This is a genomic window from Streptomyces sp. FH025 (genome assembly GCF_017427025.1).
In the GTDB taxonomy this organism is placed as follows: domain Bacteria; phylum Actinomycetota; class Actinomycetes; order Streptomycetales; family Streptomycetaceae; genus Kitasatospora.
The window spans coordinates 1-21,435 of sequence record NZ_JAFLNG010000055.1; the positions used below are offsets into that span (position 1 = coordinate 1).

Annotated in this window: 18 protein-coding genes; 12 read left to right on the forward strand and 6 right to left on the reverse strand. The window is 71.1% G+C overall.

What is annotated here, in order from left to right:
• The first annotated feature begins 472 nt into the window (after positions 1-472).
• The 8 genes from J0670_RS06515 (at position 473) to J0670_RS06550 (ending at position 8,513) form a co-directional block, all read left to right on the forward strand.
• The gene (locus tag J0670_RS06515) at positions 473-1,327 is read left to right on the forward strand and encodes a bifunctional methylenetetrahydrofolate dehydrogenase/methenyltetrahydrofolate cyclohydrolase (protein ID WP_207810422.1); all 855 of its coding nucleotides are present in this window, start codon (positions 473-475) and stop codon (positions 1,325-1,327) included.
• A gap of 19 nt (positions 1,328-1,346) precedes the next feature.
• Positions 1,347-1,772 carry a DUF3017 domain-containing protein gene (locus tag J0670_RS06520; RefSeq protein WP_207810423.1) on the forward strand — a complete coding sequence of 142 codons (426 nt, stop codon included), beginning with the start codon at positions 1,347-1,349 and terminating at the stop codon, positions 1,770-1,772.
• Positions 1,773-2,027: 255 nt separating this feature from the next.
• The gene (locus J0670_RS06525; RefSeq protein WP_207810424.1) at positions 2,028-3,020 is read left to right on the forward strand and encodes a malate dehydrogenase; all 993 of its coding nucleotides are present in this window, start codon (positions 2,028-2,030) and stop codon (positions 3,018-3,020) included.
• Between the two features lie 109 nt (positions 3,021-3,129).
• A complete protein-coding gene (locus J0670_RS06530; RefSeq protein ID WP_207810425.1) occupies positions 3,130-4,455 on the forward strand; it encodes a hemolysin family protein in 1,326 nt (441 codons plus the stop codon).
• A gap of 30 nt (positions 4,456-4,485) precedes the next feature.
• Entirely contained in the window at positions 4,486-5,526 is a 1,041-nt protein-coding gene (trpS, locus tag J0670_RS06535; RefSeq protein WP_207810426.1) for a tryptophan--tRNA ligase, read from the forward strand.
• Positions 5,523-6,077 carry a 2'-5' RNA ligase family protein gene (locus tag J0670_RS06540; protein WP_307806409.1) on the forward strand — a complete coding sequence of 185 codons (555 nt, stop codon included), beginning with the start codon at positions 5,523-5,525 and terminating at the stop codon, positions 6,075-6,077. The genes trpS and J0670_RS06540 overlap by 4 nt, the downstream gene beginning before the upstream one ends.
• A gap of 174 nt (positions 6,078-6,251) precedes the next feature.
• Complete coding sequence (locus tag J0670_RS06545; protein ID WP_207810427.1) at positions 6,252-6,476, forward strand: holin; 225 nt, start codon at positions 6,252-6,254, stop codon at positions 6,474-6,476.
• 237 nt (positions 6,477-6,713) lie between these two features.
• On the forward strand, positions 6,714-8,513 hold the full coding sequence (locus tag J0670_RS06550; protein WP_207810428.1) for a stealth family protein: 1,800 nt from the start codon (positions 6,714-6,716) through the stop codon (positions 8,511-8,513).
• 70 nt (positions 8,514-8,583) lie between these two features.
• Here J0670_RS06550 and J0670_RS06555 read toward each other — a convergent pair whose 3' ends face one another.
• Positions 8,584-12,156 carry a bifunctional glycosyltransferase family 2 protein/CDP-glycerol:glycerophosphate glycerophosphotransferase gene (locus J0670_RS06555; protein ID WP_207810429.1) on the reverse strand — a complete coding sequence of 1,191 codons (3,573 nt, stop codon included), beginning with the start codon at positions 12,154-12,156 and terminating at the stop codon, positions 8,584-8,586.
• A 133-nt stretch (positions 12,157-12,289) separates the two neighbouring features.
• On the opposite strand from J0670_RS06555, the gene J0670_RS06560 reads away from it, so the two are divergent.
• Complete coding sequence (locus J0670_RS06560) at positions 12,290-13,288, forward strand: glycosyltransferase family 2 protein (RefSeq protein WP_207810430.1); 999 nt, start codon at positions 12,290-12,292, stop codon at positions 13,286-13,288.
• A gap of 55 nt (positions 13,289-13,343) precedes the next feature.
• On the forward strand, positions 13,344-14,276 hold the full coding sequence (locus J0670_RS06565; RefSeq protein WP_207810431.1) for a YihY/virulence factor BrkB family protein: 933 nt from the start codon (positions 13,344-13,346) through the stop codon (positions 14,274-14,276).
• Between the two features lie 15 nt (positions 14,277-14,291).
• Here the strand turns inward: J0670_RS06565 and J0670_RS06570 are convergent, their stop codons facing one another.
• Positions 14,292-15,488, reverse strand: coding sequence for a serine hydrolase (locus J0670_RS06570; protein WP_307806410.1), 1,197 nt, complete (start codon positions 15,486-15,488; stop codon positions 14,292-14,294).
• A 152-nt stretch (positions 15,489-15,640) separates the two neighbouring features.
• Here J0670_RS06570 and J0670_RS06575 point away from each other — a divergent pair, with 152 nt between their 5' ends.
• Positions 15,641-15,898, forward strand: coding sequence for an SCO4848 family membrane protein (locus J0670_RS06575; protein WP_207810433.1), 258 nt, complete (start codon positions 15,641-15,643; stop codon positions 15,896-15,898).
• A gap of 91 nt (positions 15,899-15,989) precedes the next feature.
• Positions 15,990-17,603 carry a hypothetical protein gene (locus J0670_RS06580; RefSeq protein ID WP_207810434.1) on the forward strand — a complete coding sequence of 538 codons (1,614 nt, stop codon included), beginning with the start codon at positions 15,990-15,992 and terminating at the stop codon, positions 17,601-17,603.
• Between the two features lie 64 nt (positions 17,604-17,667).
• Here J0670_RS06580 and J0670_RS06585 read toward each other — a convergent pair whose 3' ends face one another.
• The 4 genes from J0670_RS06585 to sdhC are packed head-to-tail and all read right to left on the reverse strand — an operon-like array spanning position 17,668 to position 21,112.
• The gene (locus J0670_RS06585; RefSeq protein WP_207810435.1) at positions 17,668-18,438 is read right to left on the reverse strand and encodes a succinate dehydrogenase iron-sulfur subunit; all 771 of its coding nucleotides are present in this window, start codon (positions 18,436-18,438) and stop codon (positions 17,668-17,670) included.
• The gene (sdhA, locus tag J0670_RS06590) at positions 18,438-20,180 is read right to left on the reverse strand and encodes a succinate dehydrogenase flavoprotein subunit (protein WP_207810436.1); all 1,743 of its coding nucleotides are present in this window, start codon (positions 20,178-20,180) and stop codon (positions 18,438-18,440) included. The genes J0670_RS06585 and sdhA overlap by 1 nt, the downstream gene beginning before the upstream one ends.
• A 51-nt stretch (positions 20,181-20,231) precedes the next feature.
• Positions 20,232-20,723: a succinate dehydrogenase, hydrophobic membrane anchor protein gene (gene sdhD / locus J0670_RS06595; RefSeq protein WP_207810437.1), complete on the reverse strand. Its 492-nt coding sequence runs from the start codon at positions 20,721-20,723 to the stop codon at positions 20,232-20,234.
• Between the two features lie 8 nt (positions 20,724-20,731).
• Positions 20,732-21,112, reverse strand: coding sequence for a succinate dehydrogenase, cytochrome b556 subunit (gene sdhC / locus J0670_RS06600; protein WP_033332398.1), 381 nt, complete (start codon positions 21,110-21,112; stop codon positions 20,732-20,734).
• Between the last annotated feature and the right edge of the window lie 323 nt (positions 21,113-21,435).

Sequence of the window (21,435 nt, forward strand, 5' to 3'; positions counted from 1 at the left end):
CAGTTACGGGGACGCGGGGACGGGACGGCGGAGGCCCCGGCCGTGGTCGGCGGTTTCTGAGGACCGTCGACGGACGGAACGGGACGGTGTCGGGGAGCAGCGGTGACGGCCCGGCGGCGGTGTCGGGCGCGGCCGGTTCAGCAGCGTGGTGAGCGGGTGGACACCGGCCGGGACGGGTGCGGCGCGGCGGAGGCGGCGCGGCGACGGTCGGGCTGCTCGGTCTGCTGTGGTCGGATCACTGGCTCTTTCCCCCGGGTACGCCCCGCCGCGGGAGCCGTCGGCCCGTCACCGGGCCTGGTCGCGGCAGGGATGCGGTCATATCGTCATCTGGACGGCATCGCGCTGTCCAGCCAGTTCCCAGCGCGGGGTCAGACTGTGGCGCAACCGCAATGTGGTGCCGGTGTTCCGTTTACGTCCTGTCTCCGGACCGGCCCTGGTGCGGCGGCCGGTCGCGATCCGGGAGAATGGATCCATGACTGCCCAGATTCTCGATGGCAAGGCCACCGCCGCCGCGATCAAGTCCGAACTCGCCGCCCGCGTGGCGGCCCTCAAGGCGAAGGGCATCACGCCCGGCCTCGGCACCGTCCTGGTCGGCGACGACCCGGGCAGCCGCTGGTACGTCAACGGGAAGCACAAGGACTGCGCCGAGGTCGGCATCGCCTCGATCCAGCGCGAGCTGCCCGCCACCGCCACCCAGGAGGACGTCGAGAACGTCGTCCGCGAGCTCAACGCCGACCCGACCTGCACCGGGTACATCGTTCAGCTGCCGCTGCCCAAGGGCCTGGACCAGAACCCGGTCCTGGAGCTGATGGACCCGGACAAGGACGCCGACGGCCTGCACCCGACCTCGCTCGGCCGGCTCGCCCTGGGCATCGAGGGCCCGCTGCCGTGCACCCCGCTGGGGATCGTCGAGCTGCTGCGCCGGCACGACGTCCGGATCGACGGCGCCGAGGTGGTCGTCGTCGGCCGCGGCATCACCGTCGGTCGCTCGATCGGCCTGCTGCTGACCCGCCGCTCCGAGAACGCCACCGTCACCCTGTGCCACACCGGCACCCGTGACCTCGGCGCGCACCTGCGCAAGGCCGACATCATCGTGGCCGCCGCGGGCGTGCCGCACCTGGTCAAGCCCGAGGACGTCAAGCCGGGCGCGGCGGTGCTCGACGTGGGCGTCAGCCGCAGCGAGGGCAAGATCGTCGGCGACGTGCACCCGGGCGTGGCCGAGGTGGCCGGCTGGATCTCCCCGAACCCCGGCGGCGTGGGCCCGATGACCCGCGCGATGCTGCTCAACAACATCGTCGAGGCGGCCGAGCGCCGCGCCGGCGTCTGACACCCGAGGGACGGCGAGCATGACTGAACCGCGACCGGCGCGGTCCCGGCGCAGGCCGGTCGGTACCACCGGCACCCTGCCCCCCGAGGGCTCGGCCGCGGCCCTGGGGCGCGACCACGCCCTGCCGGTCCGGCAGTGGCCGATAACGCTGGTCCTGCTGGTGGTCGGCGCGGGCCTCGCGGTCACCTGGTTCGCCGACTTCAAGGACGGTTTCAAGTACGGGCTGCTGATCCTCGGCGCCGGGGTGCTGCTCGGCGCGGTGCTGCGGCTGGTGCTGCCCGAGGTCGGCATGCTGGCGGTGCGCAGCCGCTTCACCGACGTGATCGTGCTGACCTTCCTGGGCGCCTCGATCGTGCTGCTGACCCTGGTGGCGCAGCCGAACCCGTGGCTGGAGTTCCCGCTGCTCGACAACATCGGCCAGTTGATCGGCCGGCCCAAGCACTGAGCGGCTGTCCCCTCGTACGGCGGCCCCCGTCCGGTGAACCCGGCCGGGGGCCGCCGCACGTCGTGACGCCCCCGTCCCCGTGACGCCCCCGTCCCGTGGCGCATCAGGCCCTGTGACGCATCAGCCATGCCCGCGCCCGAGGCGTACGCTTCCCTTTGCGATAACCTGACGCCGGTCTCTCGACGTCGAGAGACCGTCCTCGGCTCCAGTGCCGGTGTGCCTGGGGCACCTGGCGATTTGCTGGAGAAGGTAGAAATGACCCGCACCCCCGTCAACGTCACCATCACCGGAGCGGCTGGCCAGATCGGCTACGCGCTGCTCTTCCGCATCGCCTCGGGCCACCTGCTCGGTGCCGACGTGCCGGTGAACCTGCGCCTCCTGGAGATCCCGCAGGGCCTCAAGGCCGCCGAGGGCACCGCCATGGAGCTCGTCGACTGCGCCTTCCCGCTGCTGCGCGACATCAAGATCACCGACAACCCGAACGAGGCCTTCGACGGCGCCAACGTCGCGCTGCTGGTCGGCGCCCGTCCGCGCACCGCCGGCATGGAGCGCGGCGACCTGCTGCAGGCCAACGGCGGCATCTTCGGCCCGCAGGGCAAGGCCATCAACGACCACGCCGCGGACGACATCAAGGTCCTGGTCGTCGGCAACCCGGCCAACACCAACGCCCTGATCGCCCAGCGCAACGCCCCGGACGTCCCGGCCGAGCGCTTCACCGCGATGACCCGCCTGGACCACAACCGCGCGGTCGGCCAGCTGTCCGCCAAGACCGGCGCCCTGGTCTCCGACATCAAGCGCGTCACCATCTGGGGCAACCACTCCGCGACCCAGTACCCGGACATCTTCCAGGCCGAGGTCGCCGGCAAGCCGGCCTTCGAGGCCGTCGGCTCCGACCTGGCCTGGCTGGAGGGCGACTTCATCCCGACCGTCGCCAAGCGCGGCGCCGCCATCATCGACGCCCGTGGCGCCTCCTCGGCCGCCTCGGCCGCCAACGCCGCCATCGACCACGTGTACACCTGGGTCAACGGCACCGCCGAGGGCGACTGGACCTCCATGGGTGTCGTCTCCGACGGCTCCTACGGCGTTCCGCAGGGCCTGATCTCCTCCTTCCCGGTCACCACCAAGGACGGCAAGTTCGAGATCGTCCAGGGCCTGGAGATCTCCGACTTCTCGCGTGCCCGCATCGACGCCTCGGTCAAGGAGCTGACCGAGGAGCGCGACGCGGTCGCGGAGCTGGGCCTCATCTGAGCCCGCTGAACTCGCTGGGTCTGTCACACCGGCAGACCGACGGCCCACCACCCCTGAGGGGGATCGGTGGGCCGTCGTCGTCGGACGAACCGCCCTACACTGGCGCGCTGTGAACGAAACCTTCGGGGATGCCGCGCTGGTCCTCGTCTTCATCCTGCTGGGCGGGCTGTTCAACGTCGCCGAGATCTCGCTGATCTCGCTGCGCGAGGGCCAGATCCGGACGCTGGAGGGGCGCGGAACCCGGCGCGCGGCCCGGGCCGCGCACCTGGCCGCCGACCCCAACCGCTTCCTGGCCGCCGTCCAGGTCGGTGTCACCTGCATGGGCTTCCTGTCCGCCGCCTTCGGCGCGGACACCCTGGCCGGCAAGGTCGCCCCGCTGTTCGTCCGGGCCGGACTGGCCGAGGGGGTGGCCGACGCGGTCGCCCTGGTCGGCCTCACCCTGGTGATCAGCTACGCCTCGCTGGTGCTCGGCGAGCTCACTCCCAAGCGGATCGGTCTCCAGCGCGCCGAGTCCATCGCCGTCGTCGCGGCCCCCGTGGTGGACGTGATGTCGGTGGTGCTGCGCCCGGTGATCTGGCTGCTCGGCCACTCCACCAACCTGATGGTCCGGCTGCTCGGCGGCGATCCGTCGGCCGGCCGCGGCTCGATGAGCTCCGAGGAGCTGCGCGGCCTGGTCGCCGCCAACACCGAACTCGGCAGCGACGAACGGACGTTGATCGCGGACGTGTTCTCCGCCGGGGAGCGCCAGCTGCGCGAGGTGATGGTCCCGCGCACCGAGGTGACCTTCCTGGACGCCGAGCGCCCGCTGGCCGCCGTACGGCACCAGGTCGAGACCGCGCCGCACTCGCGCTACCCGGTGGTCGAGGGCAGCGCCGACGCCGTGGTCGGCTTCGTCCACGTCCGCGACCTGTACGGCGCCCGCGGCGAGCAGGCCGTCAAGGTCCGGGACCTGGCCCGCCCGGTCAAACTGCTGCCCGGCACCAAGCGGGTGCTGGAGGCCATGGGCGAGATGCGCCGCGAGGGCCACCACCTGGCCATCGTGGTGGACGAGTACGGCGGCACCGCCGGGATCGTCACCCTGGAGGACCTGGTCGAGGAGGTGATCGGCGAGATCCGGGACGAGTACGACCGTCCGGAGACCGCCCCCACCCGCCGACTCGCCGGTGGCGGGGTGGAGCTGGACGGCCTGCTCAACCTCGGCGACTTCGAGGAGGAGACCGGCGTCGCACTGCCCGAGGGCCCGTACGAGACGGTGGCCGGCTGCCTGGTCGCCTCGCTCGGCAGGCTCCCCGAGGACGGCGACCAGGCCCGCGTCCCGCTGGAGGGCGGGGGAGCGGTGCTGCTGACGGTGGCCAAGGTGGAGGGGCGGCGGATCGCCCGGGTGAGGGTGAGTGCGGTCACAACGGCCGAAGCTCAGGGGGCGGAGGTTTCCTGAGCGAGCGGTGGAACTGGAAGAATGGCCCGCATGGTCAACGCAGCGGTCACTGGTCCGGTCAAGGACCGTCCCCGGGTGCTCTCCGGCATCCAGCCCACCTCCGGCTCGTTCCACCTCGGCAACTACCTGGGCGCGGTGCGCCAGTGGGTCGACCTGCAGAAGGAGAACGACGCCTTCTACATGGTCGTCGACCTGCACGCGATCACCGTTCCGCAGGACCCGGTGACCCTGCGCCAGAACACCCGGATCTCCGCCGCCCAGCTGCTCGGCGCCGGGCTGGACCCCGAGCACTGCACCCTGTTCGTCCAGTCGCACGTGCCCGAGCACGCGCAGCTCGCCTGGGTGATGAACTGCCTCACCGGCTTCGGCGAGGCCTCCCGGATGACCCAGTTCAAGGACAAGTCCTCCCGGTACGGCGCCGACAGCACCACGGTCGGCCTGTTCACGTACCCGATCCTCCAGATCGCGGACATCCTGCTCTACCAGGCGGACGCCGTCCCGGTCGGCGAGGACCAGCGCCAGCACGTGGAGATCACCCGCGACATCGCGGAGCGCTTCAACACGCGCTACACCCCGACCTTCACCATCCCGAAGCCGTACATCCTCAAGGAGACGGCGAAGATCCAGGACCTCCAGGACCCGGCCGTCAAGATGAGCAAGTCGGCCTCCTCGCCCAAGGGCCTGGTCAGCCTGCTGGACGAGCCGAAGGTCAGCGCCAAGAAGTTCAAGAGCGCCGTCACCGACACCGGCACCGTGGTCTCGTACGACGAGCAGGAGAAGCCGGGCGTCTCCAACCTGCTGCGCATCCACTCCGCGCTCAGCGGCCAGTCGGTCGAGCAGCTGGTCGCGCACTTCGAGGGCAAGATGTACGGCGCCCTGAAGACCGAGCTGGCCGAGTTGTTCACCGAATGGGTCACCCCCTTCCAGGAGCGCACCAACACCTTCCTGGACGACCCGGCCGAGCTGGACCGGGTGCTGGCGATCGGCGCCGAGAAGGCCCGCTCGGTGGCGTCCGAGACCCTGGCGACGGTGTACGACCGGATCGGCTTCCTCCCGGCCGCCAAGCGGTGAATCCCCTCGCGTACCTGCCCGATGGTGGCGACCTCCCGCAGGTCGTCACCATCGGCGTGTCCGTGAGCGTCCCGGACCCGTACGGGACGCGCATCCAGGACGCCCGGGCCGGGCACGGCGACCCGCTGGCCCGGTCGATACCGACGCACGTCACCCTGCTGCCGCCGACGGAGGTGCCGGCCGAGGCGCTGCCGAAGATCGAGGAGCACCTGGCGGCGGTGGCGGGCGCGCACCGGCCGTTCCGGATGCTGCTGCGCGGCAGCGGGACCTTCCGCCCGGTCTCCCCGGTGGTGTTCGTCCGGGTCGAGGAGGGCGCGCAGGAGTGCCGGCTGCTGGAGGCGGACGTCCGCTCTGGCCCGCTGGCCCGCGAGCTGGCGTTCCCGTACCACCCGCACGTGACGGTCGCGCACGGCCTGCCGGACGACGTGCTGGACCAGGCGTACGAGCAGGCGCGCGACTTCCGGGCGGCCTTCCGGGTGCCCGGCTTCGCGCTCTCCCGCTTCGACGAGGACGAGGTCTGGCGCCCCTGGCGGGACTACACCTTCTCCTGAGCCGACCTTCCGCCCGACCGGCCTTCCTCCCGACCGGCCTTCCGTGCGGCCGGGTTCGAGCATCCGCAGCGGCGCCGGCGACGAACTGTTCGCCGGGCCCGTCGTCAGATCCGACCGCGTGAACGTGTACACCGGGGGGCGTCAACTCCCTTACGGCGCGAAGGAGTCCTGACCATGCGGAAGTTCACCATCGATCTGGCCGAGCGTACCGTCGCCACGTACGCCGCGGCGTTCCTCGGGCTGCTGCTGGCCAACGGGTTCGACCTGACGTCGATCACCGCGCTCAAGGCGGCGGCGGTGGCGGCGCTGCCGGCCGCGCTGACCGTGGTCAAGGGGGCGGTGGCGACCTTCGTCGGCGACCCGAAGTCGGCGGCCCTGCTGGCTCGCAGCCCCGAGTGAAGTCGTCACGGCGCGCCCCGAGTCGCCGCACGCGGCTCGGGGCGCGTCCGGCCCGGCCTTGATCGGTCTGTTGGGGATTTCGGTCGCATCGGGGCAGCCGCAGAACCGTTTGCGAACAGAAATCCTCTGCAATTTGCTCCGGACTTGCCCCGCTGGCGCGCTGCGCACTCTACGGAGAATCATTTTCCTATTTCAGCGCCGCACCTTTCAAGCAGCAGCCTCCTGGAGCGATATTCGGTGTCCAACGGTCGGTCCCCCCTCTCCGTCGCCGTCCGCTTTTCGGCCGCCTGGGCGCGCCGCCGCTGGCCGTCCGGCGGCGTGCGGTCCGAATTCGCGCCGCAGGGGCCGGAACGTCTGCCGCGACAGCGGGAGGTATCGGCGTGGGAGCGGCTCGAACGGGCGCGGTACGCGCGTGAGGAGGAGTTACTCGGTTCGCTGTCCGGCATCGCCCGCCATCGGGGCCGTGTCGCCGAGTCGCGCCGGCACCTGTTGCCCGGCGCCCGCCGGGACGGCAATCTGGCCGAGGTGGCCGACACGTTGGCGGCGGGCGGCATCGCGCACGGCATCGTTCCCGACCGGCACCCCCGGCACCGGCTGGCGATCGCCCCGGGCGACCGGGCGGCGGTGCTGAAGGCCCTCGCCACCGCCTTCGCCGGGCACGCGGTCTACGCCGACCTGCTGGAGCACGGCCGCACCCTGGGCACCGTCCTGGCCGAGCAACTGCCCGCCGCGGTCGCCGAGTTGGAGGCTTTCCCGGTCACCCGGGGGAGCGGCCCCGGCCGGGAGTCGACCGGAGGCGGCGGGCCGATGGCGCCGGCGGACCGGGTGAAGGGCATACGGATCTACCGGCCGGCCGTGATCGGCACCGTGCTGTACGGGCCCGAGGTCGGCTGCGACGTCGAGTTCTGGGACTCCGCCGCCCCCTCGGAGGGGGCGATCGCCTCGATCGACGAAACCCCGTTCGGCTGGTGGGTCCCCTCGCTGGAGGCCACCGCCACCACGACCATCGCCGGCCGCCCCTACCCGCTGCTGGACGCCTTCGCCACCGTCCTGCCCGACCAGGTCCGCTTCCCGATCGACGCCGTGATCACCTGGGTCGACGACGGCGATCCCGCCTGGCAGGAGCGCCGCGCCGCGGCTCGCACCCGGCTCGCCCACACCGCGGCCCCGATCGCGCCGGAGGACGGCGTGGCCGCCAGTGGCATCGCGGGCGACGCCGACCAGCGCTTCCGCAACCGCGACGAACTGCGGTACTGCCTGCGCTCGCTCGCCGCACACGCGCCCTGGATCCGCCACGTGTACCTGGTCACCGACGACCAGGTGCCGCACTGGCTGGACACCACGCGGCCGGGCCTGACCGTCGTCCCGCACCGCGAGTTGTTCGCCGGCACCGGCGCCGGCCCGGTGTTCAACTCCCACGCCATCGAGACCCGGCTGCACCTGATCCCCGGGCTCGCCGAGCACTTCCTGTACGTCAACGACGACGTCTTCCTCGGCCGCGCACTGGTGCCCGAGGACTTCTTCCTCGGCAACGGAATGCCCCGGTACTTCGCCGACAGCCGGATCATCCCGCCCGGCGAGGCCAAGCCCGGGGAATCGGTGTACGTCGCCGCCCAGAAGAACACCCGGGCCGCCCTGGCCGCCGCCGTCGGGCGAACCTATCCGCGCACGCTCAAGCACGCGCCGCACCCATTGCGCCGGAGCGTGCTGGCGGAGATCGCGGAGCGGTTCGCCGCCGAACTCCACGGCACCGTCCGCTCGCCGTTCCGCTCGGCCACCGACCTCGCGCCGGTCACCCTGGCCGTCCACTACTCCCACGCCACCGCCCGCGCGGTGGAGGGGCACCTCCATGACGGCTACTTCGTCACCGACAGCACCGAGGACCTCGCCCGGCTCGCGGCCCTGCACGAGGAGCGCTGGGCGGACTACTTCTGTCTGGCCGACGGCACCCGGGACCTCCTGCCCCCCGAGGAACAGGAGGAGACCATCACCGCTTTCCTGAAGGCGTACTTCCCCGTCCCCTCGTCCTTCGAGTAGAGCGCCGAGGCGCCCGGTGCGGCTCGCACCGGGCGCCTCGGCAGGGGCTCCGTCCGACGTCAGGACCGGGCTACTCCTTGCGGAGCATCGCGTCGACCACCCGCGCGGAGGCCTTGCCGTCGTCCAGGTCGCAGTACGCCTCGCGGAACGCGGCCGCCTTGTCGGAGTACTCGGCCGCCACCTCGTCCACCCGGCCGAGGGCGGCCACCAGCTCCTCCGAGGTGGACAGCAGCGGACCGGGCGCCTCGGCCTCGAAGTTCAGGCTGAAACCGCGCAGGTTGTCGCGGTAGTGCTCCAGGTCGTAGGTGAAGAACAGCGTGGGCTTGCCGGTCGCGGCGAAGTCGAAGACGCTCGCCGAGTAGTCGGTGACCAGCACGTCGGTGATCAGCAGCAGCTCCGCCATGTCGGGGTAGCTGCCGACGTCCCAGATGTAGCCGTTGCCGGCGCCCGGGATCTGACCGCACATCACGCTGTGCCGGCGCACCAGCAGGACCTGGTCGTCGCCGAGCGCCGCCTTGGCCGCCTCCAGGTCGATCCGCAGGTCGATCTGGTAGCCGCCGTTCGGCCGGCGCCGGTCCTCGCGCCAGGTCGGCGCGTAGAGCACGACCTTCTTGCCCTCGGGCAGGCCGAGCCGTTCGCGGACCTGCTCGGCCGTCTTCTCCCGGTCGGCCGCGAACAGCAGGTCGTTGCGGGGCGAACCGCTCTCCAGGATCTCGCCCTTGAAGTCGAACGCGCGTCGCAGCACCGGGGCGGACCAGCTGTTGCCGGCCACCAGGAGGCTCCAGTTCGGGACTTCGTTGGCCAGGCTCTTGAGGTAGTTCGAGTCGGTGAACCAGACCTTCTCGAAGTCGAAGCCGATCTGCTTCAGCGGGCTGCCCTGCCAGGTCTGCACGACCACCTGGCCGGGGCGGCGGACGAAGAAGTCGGGCAGGTGGGTGCTGGTGACGATGTACTTGGCGGTCGCCAGCGCCTCGAACCACTCCGGGCTCCACAGCCGGATCGACCGCGCGCTCTGCGGCAGGTCGGCCTGGCTGTCGTCGTTGCCCCACAGGTGCTCCAGCGGCAGGCCGCGGCGCACCAGCTCCTCGTGGATCGCCCGCGGCGAGTCCGCGTACAGGCTGCCGTGCCCGGCGTTGTACAGCACGGTGTCGCGCACCGGCAGCCGGCGGGCGGCCGGGTAGTCGGTGCTGCGCAGCTGGCGCTGGCGGTAGCCGGACCGCTCCTCGGGCAGCAGCACCGCGTGCGACTCCAGCGACAGGCCGTCGTGGTAGCGGCGCTCCAGCGCGATCCGCTTGCCCCGGGACTCCACCTCCAGCGGCAGCGTCGCGAAGCAGTCCGGGCTGATCAGCGCGGCGGCGTTCGCGGTCTCGCCGGCCGGTGCGCCGACCGGGCGGAAGAAGACGTCCCAGGTGCCCTTGGCGAGCGGCACCCGGCCGGCGAAGGAGGCGGTCGGCACGGTGGGCAGCGCGGTGCGGAACCGGCCGTCCGAGATCTCCACCGGGTAGGTGTGCTCCTCCTCGCGCCAGTGGTGCCGGACCACCAGCTCCCAGCGGTGCGTGCCGGGCAGCGGGAAGGAGCCGCTGAGCAGGAAGCCGTCGGCGCCGCGCGCGGACACCTCGTCCACCAGCGGCTGCAGCAGCTGGTCGGAGAACTGGAGGTAGCCGCTGGGGGAGGGCTTGGAGTAGAGCTCCCGGCGCTGCTCGGCCGGCGCGTCCGGGTCCAGCGGCAGGTGCAGCTGCTCGGGCGCGTTGCGGTCGTCCCAGACCAGCGGGAGGCTGCTGCCGTCGGTCAGCACCAGCGCGGTGTCCCAGCGGTCGCGGGTGCGCTCGGCGGCCACCGGGTCCAGCTCGGCCCAGGCCTCGCGGACGGCGGTCAGCTCGGCCACCGGGAAGGAGGCCGTGAACGGCTGCAGCGTGCCGACCGGCGTGCCCAGCTCCAGCGGGAAGGCCAGCTCGCGGTCCGACTCGACGTGGGTGAGCCGCAGCACGGCCCCGGCGAAGCTCGCCCCGGAGCGGGCCGCGCCGGAGACCTCCACCCGGCCGCCCTGCGCGGCCACGCCGGTCACCCGGGCCTTGACGGTCTCCACCCGCAGGTAGACGAAGTTGTCCCGGACCCACGGCACGATCCGCACGTCCGGCTCGACCCAGTGCGACGGGATGGACTGCGCGGTGTCGCTCCAGCCGGCCGAGACCCGGCCCTTGTACACCCCGCCCTTGCCCGCACCGGCGACCAGCAGGCGCCAGTTGCCGTCCTTCCACTTTCCGCGGTGCTTGAGCTTCTTCGGGTCGAGGGCGACGCTGAAGCCGGACCAGTCGCAGCTGTACAGGTCGTGGTTGCAGCTCGCGGTGGCCTCGGGGCTGTACGTGGTCTTCATCGGCACCGCGAGCACCCGGCGGCCCTTGGTCTCGCGCAGCACCAGGGTGCGGACCATGTCGTGCTTGGTCGCCGCGCCGAGCTGCTCCGGGTACGCGTGCCCGGTCAGCTGGAGCTTCCCGCCGACCCAGGCGGTCTCGTACAGCCGGCTGCGGATCACCAGCGAGTTGTCCAGCTTGAGGACGTCGGCCGGCACGCTCTTGCGCCCGCCGCGCAGGAACGGGTAGTCGGCGTACGGCCGCAGCAGGCCGCGGGCCTGCACGCCGCCGCCGCTCTCGCCCTCGTACTTGATCTGCTCGACGAGCTCGTCCACCCGGCCCTGGAGGGTCAGGTGGTACTTCAGCCGCAGCGGCGCGCGCAGCTTGCGGACCTGCTCGGGGCCGATCGCCCGGAGCAGGCGGCTGACGCTCTGGACGTAGGCGTCCCGGTACTCCTTGTCGCCGTCCACGACGGACCAGAAGAACATCGGGATCTCCTCGACGAGGGTGTTCTCGTCGTAGGAGCGCAGGTACTGGGCGAAGCGCGGCTCGGTCTGCTTCTTCAGCCAGCCGCGGACCAGCTCGACCGAGGTCACCCGGTCGATCAGGCCCTTGGGGTTGGTGCGCATCTGCGTGATCGACATCTCGCCGACCTCGCGCTCGCGCCAGTGGTAGATCGGCTCGGAGAGCACGTCCACGCTCTTGGCGAGGTAGTGGTGCGGCACGCTGACCGGCGCGTCCTCGTACAGGATGCCCTCGGGGTAGAGCAGCCCGGCCGCGTCGAAGAAGGAGCGGCGGTACACCTTGTTCCACGCGGTGCGGTCGGTGACCAGCGCCGGGATCTCGGTGATGTGGGTCTTGAGGCGGGTCTCCTTGAACGGCTTCACGTGCCCGCCGGACTGGTAGTAGCCCACCGCGCGGAACCGCTGCACGTTGCCGGTGCAGAAGTCCGAGCCGGTCTCGTCCAGCGTGTTGATCATCAGCTCGTACGCGCTCGGCGGCATCGAGTCGTCGCTGTCCACGAAGCACAGGAACTCGGAGTCCGGGTCGATGTGCCGGATGCCCGTGTTGCGGGCCGCGCCGAGGCCCTTGTTCACCTGCCGGACCAGCCGGAAGCGGGAGTCCTTCGCCGCGTACTCCTCGGCGAGGGCCGCGCTGTCGTCCTTCGAACCGTCGTCGACCATGACGCACTCGAAGTCCGTGAAGGTCTGGGCGGCGATCGAGTCGAGGCATTCGACGAGATAGCGCTCGACGTTGTAGATCGGAACGACGATGGAGAGGCGGGGAGCCATCGGCTACGCAGGCCTTTCTCGGGAGGAGCGTGGCAGCCCGGTCGGGGCCTGACCGCACTTGGGATCGGTGCGTACGTGCGCCCCGATCCTACCTCTGGGCCCCGGCCCCTCCCCGGGCCACTACGCTGGGCCCGTGCCCCGCTTCAGCGTGATCGTCCCCGTGTACCAGGTCCAGGACTACCTCGCCGAGTGTCTCGATTCGGTGCTCGGCCAGGGCGGTCCCGACCTCGAACTGATCGCGGTGGACGACCGCTCGCCCGACGGCTGCGGCGCGATGCTGGACGAGGCGGCCGCCGCCGACCCCCGGGTCACGGTGCTGCACCTGCCGGAGAACGTCGGCCTCGGCCGCGCCCGCAACGCCGGCCTGGAGGTCGCCACCGGCGACTACGTCGTCTTCCTCGACAGCGACGACACCCTCACCCCGGGCCTGCTGGAGAGCATCGACGAGCGGCTCGCCGCCACCGGCGACCCGGACGTCCTGGTCTACGACTACGCCCGCACCTACGCCGACGGCCGGATCACCCGGGCCGCCTCCGCGCACGTCTTCGGCGCCGCCTCCCCGGACGTCTTCGACCTCGCCGCCCGCCCCGACCTGCTCGACCTGCTCCAGGTCGTCTGGAACAAGGCCTACCGCCGCGACTTCATCACCGGGCAGCGGCTGGTCTTCCCGGCCGGCTACTACGAGGACACCCCCTGGACGTACCCGGCGCTGCTCGCCGCCAAGACGATCACCCTGCTCGACCGGGTCGGCGTGCACTACCGCCAGCGCCAGGAGGGCGGCAACATCCTGGCCACCGCCAGCCGCAAGCACTTCGACGTGTTCGCCCAGTACGACCTGGTCTTCGCCTTCCTCGACGGCCGCCCCGACCTGGACCGCTGGCGCCCGGTGGTCTACGGCAGGATGCTGCACCACCTCAACACCGTGGTCGCCAAGCCCGGCCGGGTCCCGCCCGGCGACCGCCGCGAGTACTTCCGCCGCGCCGCCGAGCACTGCGCCCGGCTCCGCCCGGCCGGCTACCGCCCGCCGGCCGGCGTGGACGGCGTGCGCACCGAACTGCTCAGCCACGGCCGCTACGGCGCCTACCAGGCCGTCCGCGCCCTCGCCAAGGCCCGCCGGCTCGTCAAGCGCTAGGCCCGGTGCCCGCGCCTGATGACCGTTCGGGGGGCGGGCCGGTATAACCGGTCGGGTGGACTTCCTGACCCGCCTTCCGGTCATCGGCCCGCTGGTGTCATGGGTGCTGCGCAGCCGCCCGTACCGGGTGTACGAGTACTTCTCCGCCGCCCGCGGCAACCGGCTGGCCGGGGCCGTCACCTTCTTCGGCTTCCTCGCGCTCTTCCCGCTGCTCACGGTGGGCCTGGCGATCGCCGTCGCGACGCTCAGCAACAAGCAGGTGGACGACCTCCAGCACCACATCTCCGAGCAGCTGCCGGGCATCTCGAACGCGCTGAACCTGCCGTCCCTGGTGGCCAACGCGGGCACCGTCGGGCTGGTCAGCGGGGCGCTGCTGCTGGTCTCCGGCCTCGGCTGGGTGGGCACCATGCGCACCTCGATCCGGGACATGTGGCAGCAGCCCGAGGACGACGGCAACCCGGTGCTGCGCAAGGCCTGGGACATCGTGGTGCTGGCCGGCCTCGGCCTGGTGTCGCTGTTCTCGCTGGCCGCCTCCGCCGCCGGGACGACGCTCGCCGGGTGGATCGCCGACGGGATCGGCCTCGGCAGCGGCTACCTGCTGACGGCGGTCGGTGTGGTGATCGCCATAGCGTGCGACACGCTGCTCTTCGCCTACCTGCTGGCGGCGTTCCCCGGGATCACCGGCCAGCGCCGCCGGGACCTCTTGCAGGGCGCGCTGATCGGCGCGGTCGGCTTCGAGCTGCTGAAGGTCCTGCTCGCGTCCTACCTCGGCTCGGTCGCCGGGCGGAACCTGTACGGAGCCTTCGCCACGCCGGTGGCGCTGCTGCTGTGGATCAACTTCGTCTCCCGGCTGCTGATGTACTGCGTGGCCTGGACGGCCACCGCCGACCCGGTCGCGCTACGGGAGCGGACCCGGGCCCACGGGCGGGCGCTGCTGGCGTCGGCCGACGAGGCGGAGGCGGCGGAGGCGGCCCGGCCCTCGAAGTGAGGCCGTACCGCCGGCTCACCCTTTCCGGCGCCGAACGACCACGACGGCGCCCGTCGCGACCACGGCCCCGGCCAGCACGGTCAGCACGGCCGACCAGACGCCGGCGCCGAGCCGGCCGTCACCGGCCGCGGACGACGCGGCGGGCCGGGAGTCCCCGGCGGCGTGCGGCGGCGGAGCGGGCGCTCCCGCGACGCCGCCGGCCTGGCCGGTCGGCCCGTCACCGTCGGGCTGCCGCTCGTCGACCAGCCGGCCGACCGGCTGGACCTTGCCGACCGCGGCGAAGCCCCAGTCCAGCAGCGCGGCCGTCTCGTCGTACACCTGCTGGTAGCTGTCCGGGTGCATCACGGTGACCAGCAGGGTCCGCCCGCCGCGCTCGGCGGCGCCGACGAAGGTCGAACCGGCGTTGGTGGTGAATCCGTTCTTCACCCCGATCAGGCCGGGGTACTTGCCCAGCAGCCGGTCGGTGTTGGCGATCCCGAAGCTGCCGCGCCGGCCGGTGTCCTTGTCGACGGCGCCCGGGAACGTCGCCTCCCGGGTGCCGCAGTACATCCGGAAGTCCGCGTTGCGCAGGCCGGACCGAGCGAACAGCGACAGGTCGTACGCCGAGGAGACCTGGCCGTCCATGTCGTAGCCGTCCGGGGACACCACCCAGGTGTCCTTCGCCTGGAGCGCCTCGGCGCGGGACTGCATCTCGGTGACGGTCTGTCGGATGCCGCCGTTCATGTGCGACAGGACGTGCACGGCGTCGTTGCCCGAGCTCAGGAAGACCCCGCGCCACAGGTCCTCGACCCGGTAGTCCAGGTTCTCCTTGAGGCCGACCAGGCTGCTGCCCTCGCCGAGTCCCTGGAGCTCCTGGTCGGTGACCAGGTGCACCGCGTTGCGGTCGAACTTGGGCAGCACGGTGTCCGCGAAGAGGATCTTGAGGGTGCTGGCCGGGGGCAGCCTGCGATGCGGGTTGTAGGCGGCCAGGACGTCCCCCGACGTGGCGTCGGAGACTATCCAGGACTCGCCGGTGAGGTGCGACGGCAGCGCCGGGGCATCGGGGAGCGGGGCGACCTGCACCCCGGAGAGCCCGAGCCGCTCGCCGCCGACGGCGGTCGCCGGGGGAGGCGTCCGGGGGGCCGCGAACGCCGCCGGGGAGGCGAGCAGGACCGGGAGGGCCGCGGCGGACGCGGCGCACAGGCGCGTGAACGTGTGACGGTGTGTGAGCACCCGCTGACCGTACCCACTCCGGCGCCCCGCCGTGCGCCGCGCCGGAGTGGTCCCCCGCACGAGGGGCCCGGGGTAGGCCGATCGGCGGCCCGCGCGTAGCCCCGCGCATACTGGGGATGCACACCGCCTTCACACCTCCGAGGACCGCCCCCATGAAGCTCAGCCGCCGCGCCTCCTGGTTCCTGACCGCCTTCGGGGTCTGGTCGATCATCATCTGGACCACCTTCGTCAAGAACCTCTGGAAGGACTCCGGCGGCCAGGCCTTCACCAACGGCGACCACTCCCAGCCCACCGCCTTCTTCTGGGTCCACCTGCTGCTCGCCATCACCTCCTTCGTCCTCGGCATCGCCGTCGGCACCCTCGGCCTCCGCGGCCTGCGCGCCACCCGCAAGGCCCCGGCCACCGACTGAGAAATCCCCGTTGCCGCTGTCAGCCCCCACTGGCAAGATCCTCACGGCTCGCACAGAAGAGCCACACAACGACTTCAGGGGTGGGGATCTGATGAAGTACGCGCATCCGCGCAGGCTCGGCGGGGTGGCCGCGGCCGCTGTGGCCGCCGGCCTGCTGACCGCGCCCTCGGCGGCCGCGGCGAACACCGCGCCGACCGTCCTCGGCACCAGTCAGGGCAGCGAATACCGCGCCTTCGCCTGTGATTCGACCACCGATCCGATCTGGATCGGGCGGACCATGTACGGCCCGTCGCTCAACGCCAAGGTCGACGGAACCAGCGCTCGGTTCGGCGTCTGGGATGAGACCACGAGCGCCGAGGACCCGGTGTTCTCCGGCGAGGCCCAGGCCTACGCCCAGCAGGCCAAGGTCGCGGTCCCCGGCCTGGTGGACGGGCACAGCTACGCCTGGCACGCCTGGGCCCTGCAGGGCACGCAGACCTCCGACCCGTCGGGGGACTGCCACTTCGCGGTGGACACCACTTCGCCGACCGCCACCGTCTCCTCGACGGACTTCCCGGCGAGCGGCACGGCCACCAAGTACGCGGGTCAGAAGGGGACCTTCGTCATCAAGGCCGTCGACCCGGCCCCGGCGGGCGGGGCGGCCTCGGGCATTGCCTGTGTCCGGTACTCCTTCAGTTACCTGGGAGTGGGTGACTGCGACTCGTCGAACGCCGTCAAGCCGGACGGCGACGGCACCGTGACGGTCGACCTCAAGGTCCTGAACTGGGGCACCAACACCCTCAACGTCCAGGTGATGGACAACGCGGGCAACCTCGGCCAGGCGTCCTACACCTTCTACGCCCCCTCGAACCCGAACCCGCCGAAGACCCTCGGTGACGTCGACGGGGACGGCATCGCGGACATCCTGCTGCCCGACGCGCAGGGCAACCTGCAGTTCATCAACGTGAACGCGACCGACACCACGCCCAACTCGACGGTCCGGTCCGTCGTCTCGCCCGATCGCACGAGCTGGGCGCCGTTCCAGGTGGCCCACCGGGGCTGGTCCGACTACCACGCGCCGTCCGCGGACGACCTGTTCCTCCACAAGCCCGGCCAGAGCTACCTCTACATGTACCGGAACTTCGACTTCGGCTCGTTCAGCCAGGGGTGGACGGGCGCCGATCGTTCGACCGAGTGCGTGGACGCCACCGGGGCGGACGTGACCTGCCCCGCCGACTACGCCTCCGACTGGTCGAAGGCTGACCAGCTCATCGCACTGGGCCCGGTGAACGATGGCTTCGATCCGTCGTTGGTGACCCTGGAGAACGGCAACCTCTGGCTGCACGCCGGAGGTGACTTCAGCTTCGGTTTCCAGAAGGCCCGCAAGCTCACCACCACGGGCGACTGGGGCGGCTACGACCTGGTCGCTCCCGGCCCGGACGCGGCCGGGAACCTCGCCCTCTGGGCGCGTGACCGGGCCACCGGCGAACTGCACGCGTACCCGATCCCGAAGAAGGCCGACGGCACCTTCGACTTCTCCGCCCTCGCGGACTCGAAGGCGAACGTCGTCGCCACCGGCTTCACCACCGCCGCCTACCCGACCCTCGGCAGCTCGGGTGACGCGGACGGCGACGGCAAGCCCGACCTGTGGGCGGTGACGGCCGACCGGCACCTGGTGATGTACAGCGGCTGGGAGGACCCGGCCGACCTCGGCGCCCTGCGCTGACCCTCGGACGCGTGAAGGCCCCGCCCGAGCGATCGGGCGGGGCCTTCACGGCGTCAGGCGGGGATCAGAAGCGGCGGGTGACCAGCGCCCGCTTCACTTCCTGGATCGCCTTGGTGACCTCGATGCCACGCGGGCAGGCCTCGGAGCAGTTGAAGGTGGTGCGGCAGCGCCACACGCCCTCGCGGTCGTTCAGGATCTCCAGGCGCTGCTCGGCACCCTCGTCGCGCGAGTCGAAGATGAAGCGGTGCGCGTTGACGATGGCGGCCGGGCCGAAGTACTGGCCGTCGTTCCAGAACACCGGGCAGGACGACGTGCACGCGGCGCACAGGATGCACTTGGTGGTGTCGTCGAAGCGCTCGCGGTCCTCGGCGGACTGCAGGCGCTCGCGGGTCGGCTCGTTCCCCTTGGTGATGAGGAACGGCATGACGTCCTTGTACGCCTGGAAGAACGGGTCCATGTCCACGACCAGGTCCTTGAGGACCGTCAGGCCCTTGATGGCCTCGATCGTGATCGGCTTCTCCGGGTCGACGTCCTTGATCAGGGTCTTGCACGCCAGCCGGTTGCGGCCGTTGATCCGCATGGCGTCGGAGCCGCAGATGCCGTGCGCGCAGGAACGGCGGTAGGTGAGGGTGCCGTCCTGCTCCCACTTGATCTTGTTGAGCGCGTCCAGGACGCGCTCCTTCGGGTCCATCTCCAGCTGGTAGTCGACCCACACCGGGTCCGGGTGCTCCTCCGGGTTGAACCGGCGGATCCGGAAGGTGACGGTGATCAGCTTGGTGCCACCGGCCTCGACCGCGTCCAGAGCGGCCGAGTGCTCCACAGTCGGAGTGCTCATCAGTACTTACGCTCCATCGGCTGGTAGCGGGTCGTGACGACCGGCTTGTAGTCGAGGCGGATGGAGGTGCTGCCGTCGGCGGCGACCTCCTGGTACGCCATGGTGTGCTGCATGAACTTCACGTCGTCACGGGTCGGGAAGTCCTCGCGGTAGTGACCGCCGCGGGACTCCTCGCGGGCCAGCGCGGAGACGGCCAGCACCTCGGCCAGGTCGAGCAGGTTGCCCAGCTCGATGGCCTCCAGGAGGTCCGTGTTGTAGCGGAAGCCCTTGTCCTGGACGGAGACGTTCTTGTAGCGCTCCTTCAGCGCGGCGATGTCCTCGACCGCCTGCTTCAGGGTGGCGCCGGTGCGGTACACCATCGCGTTGGTGTCCATGCTCTCCTGCAGCTCCTTGCGGATCTGCGCCACGGACTCGGTGCCGGTGGACTCGCGCAGCTTGTCGACCATCTCCTGGACGAGCTGCTCCGGGTTCTCCGGCAGCGGGACGAACTCGTTCGCGTTGGCGTAGTCGGCGGCGGCGATGCCCGCGCGACGGCCGAACACGTTGATGTCCAGCAGCGAGTTGGTGCCCAGGCGGTTGGCGCCGTGCACGGACACGCAGGCGACCTCGCCGGCCGCGTACAGGCCCGGGACGACCTCCGTGTTGTTGCGCAGGACCTCACCCTCGACGTTGGTCGGGATGCCGCCCATGGCGTAGTGCGCGGTGGGCTGGATCGGGATCGGGTCCGTGTAGGGCTCGATGCCGAGGTAGGTGCGCGCGAACTCGGTGATGTCCGGGAGCTTGGCGTCCAGCTGCTCCGGCGGCAGGTGGGTCAGGTCCAGGTAGACGTGGTCGCCGTCCGGACCGCAGCCGCGGCCTTCGCGGATCTCGGTGTAGATCGCGCGGGAGCAGACGTCACGGGACGCGAGGTCCTTCATGACGGGGGCGTAGCGCTCCATGAAGCGCTCGCCGTCCTTGTTGCGCAGGATGCCGCCCTCGCCGCGGGCGCCCTCGGTGAGCAGGATGCCCATGCGCCAGATGCCGGTCGGGTGGAACTGGAAGAACTCCATGTCCTCCAGCGGCAGGCCGCGGCGGTAGGCCACCGCCTGGCCGTCACCGGTGAGGGTGTGGGCGTTCGAGGAGACCTTGAAGAACTTGCCGGTGCCGCCGGAGGCGAACACGACCGACTTGGCCTGGAAGACGTGGATCTCGCCGGTGGCCAGCTCGTAGGCGACGACGCCGGCCGTCTTGCCCTCGTTGAGCAGCAGGTCGAGGACGTAGTACTCGTTGAAGAACTCGACGCCGTGCTTGACGCAGTTCTGGAACAGCGTCTGGAGGATCATGTGGCCGGTGCGGTCGGCCGCGTAGCACGAGCGGCGGACCGGGGCCTCGCCGTGGTTGCGGGAGTGACCGCCGAAGCGGCGCTGGTCGATCCGGCCCTGCTCGGTGCGGGAGAAGGGCAGGCCCATCTTCTCCAGGTCGAGGACGGCGTCGATGGCCTCCTTGCACATGATCTCGGCGGCGTCCTGGTCGACCAGGTAGTCACCACCCTTGACCGTGTCGAAGGTGTGCCACTCCCAGTTGTCCTCCTCGACGTTGGCGAGGGCGGCGCACATGCCGCCCTGGGCCGCGCCGGTGTGGGACCGGGTGGGGTAGAGCTTGGTCAGGACGGCGGTGCGGCTGCGCTGCGTCGACTCGATGGCCGCGCGCATGCCGGCGCCGCCGGCGCCGACGATGACGGTGTCGTACTGGTGAATCTGCATGGGGGGTTAACTCGCCTCTGGCCTCTGCCGATGGTCGATGGTGCTCGCGGCTCAGATGTTGGGGTCGAAGGTGAAGATCACCAGGGTGCCGAGCAGCACGGTGAAGACCGTGGCGGTGCCCATGAGCCCCTTGAGCCAGAGCCGGGTCGAGTCCTTCTCGGCGTAGTCGTTGATGACCTGACGCATGCCGTTGGCGCCGTGCAGCATGGCGAGCCAGAGCATCAGGAGGTCCCAGCCCTGCCAGAACGGCGAGGCCCAGCGGCCGGCCACGAAGGCGAACCCGATCTTGGAGACGCCGCCGTCGAGCACCAGCATGATCAGCAGGTGACCGAGGATCAGCACGACCAGGACGACACCGGACAGGCGCATGAAGAGCCAGGCCAGCATCTCGAAGTTGGTGCGGGTGCGACGCGGGGTCTTCGCGGTCCGCTTGCGGGGCGGCTCGATGACGAAGGCGTCGGCCGGGTTGCCGGTGCCGAGGCCCTTGCCGGTGTGCGCCTGCTTGGAGGGGACGACGACGGCGTCGGAGATTTCCGTGGACATGTCTCGGCTCACTTCCCGAACCAGGAGATCAGCGTGTGCTGCAGGATCCCGTAGAAGGAGCCGGCCATCAGGACCACCCAGACCCCGACGACGGTCCAGAGCATCTGCTTCTGGTACTTCGGGCCCTTGGACCAGAAGTCCACCGCGACGACGCGCAGGCCGTTGAGCGCGTGGAACAGGATGGCGGCCACCAGGCCGTACTCCATCAGGTTCACAAGGGGAGTCTTGTAGGTCTGGATGACCGTGTCGTAGGACTCCGGCGACACCCGCACCAGGGCGGTGTCCAGGACGTGGGCGAACAGGAAGAAGAAGATGAGGACACCGGTGACTCGATGAGCCACCCAGCTCCACATGCCTTCCCGGCCGCGGTACAGCGTTCCAGCCGGCACGGAAAAACCCTCCGGAAGCGATTGGGGGCTCGGCCGGCTTCGTGTCGGTCAGCCCGGCCGGGTACGGTCCACCGGCCGCCAGCATCCTATCGACGCCTTCTCGGTTGCCGCCTCCGGGGCCCCCATGTGTGATCAAACAGGCACTTCTGGCCTAGTGGAGCGGGAACCGAACGCGTTTTGATCACTTTGGGTGACGTGATGACTGCGCTACGGTGACGGACCCTCCACCGCCGACATCCTGCCGAGGCGTCCGTGCCGCTCAGCTCCGCCCGTCCGTCCACCGCCGCCCTGGCCGCCCTGCTGCTCGCCGCGGGCTGCACCAC

What these genes read in the sequence shown, in the direction of transcription:
- J0670_RS06515 (WP_207810422.1), top strand. Translation starts at nt 473, where the DNA reads ATGACTGCCCAGATTCTCGATGGCAAGGCCACCGCCGCCGCGATCAAG.
- J0670_RS06520 (WP_207810423.1), top strand. Translation starts at nt 1,347, where the DNA reads ATGACTGAACCGCGACCGGCGCGGTCCCGGCGCAGGCCGGTCGGTACC.
- J0670_RS06525 (WP_207810424.1), top strand. Translation starts at nt 2,028, where the DNA reads ATGACCCGCACCCCCGTCAACGTCACCATCACCGGAGCGGCTGGCCAG.
- trpS (WP_207810426.1), top strand. Translation starts at nt 4,486, where the DNA reads ATGGTCAACGCAGCGGTCACTGGTCCGGTCAAGGACCGTCCCCGGGTG.
- J0670_RS06545 (WP_207810427.1), top strand. Translation starts at nt 6,252, where the DNA reads ATGCGGAAGTTCACCATCGATCTGGCCGAGCGTACCGTCGCCACGTAC.
- J0670_RS06555 (WP_207810429.1), bottom strand. Translation starts at nt 12,156, where the DNA reads ATGGCTCCCCGCCTCTCCATCGTCGTTCCGATCTACAACGTCGAGCGC.
- J0670_RS06575 (WP_207810433.1), top strand. Translation starts at nt 15,641, where the DNA reads ATGAAGCTCAGCCGCCGCGCCTCCTGGTTCCTGACCGCCTTCGGGGTC.
- J0670_RS06580 (WP_207810434.1), top strand. Translation starts at nt 15,990, where the DNA reads ATGAAGTACGCGCATCCGCGCAGGCTCGGCGGGGTGGCCGCGGCCGCT.
- J0670_RS06585 (WP_207810435.1), bottom strand. Translation starts at nt 18,438, where the DNA reads ATGAGCACTCCGACTGTGGAGCACTCGGCCGCTCTGGACGCGGTCGAG.
- sdhA (WP_207810436.1), bottom strand. Translation starts at nt 20,180, where the DNA reads ATGCAGATTCACCAGTACGACACCGTCATCGTCGGCGCCGGCGGCGCC.
- sdhD (WP_207810437.1), bottom strand. Translation starts at nt 20,723, where the DNA reads ATGTCCACGGAAATCTCCGACGCCGTCGTCGTCCCCTCCAAGCAGGCG.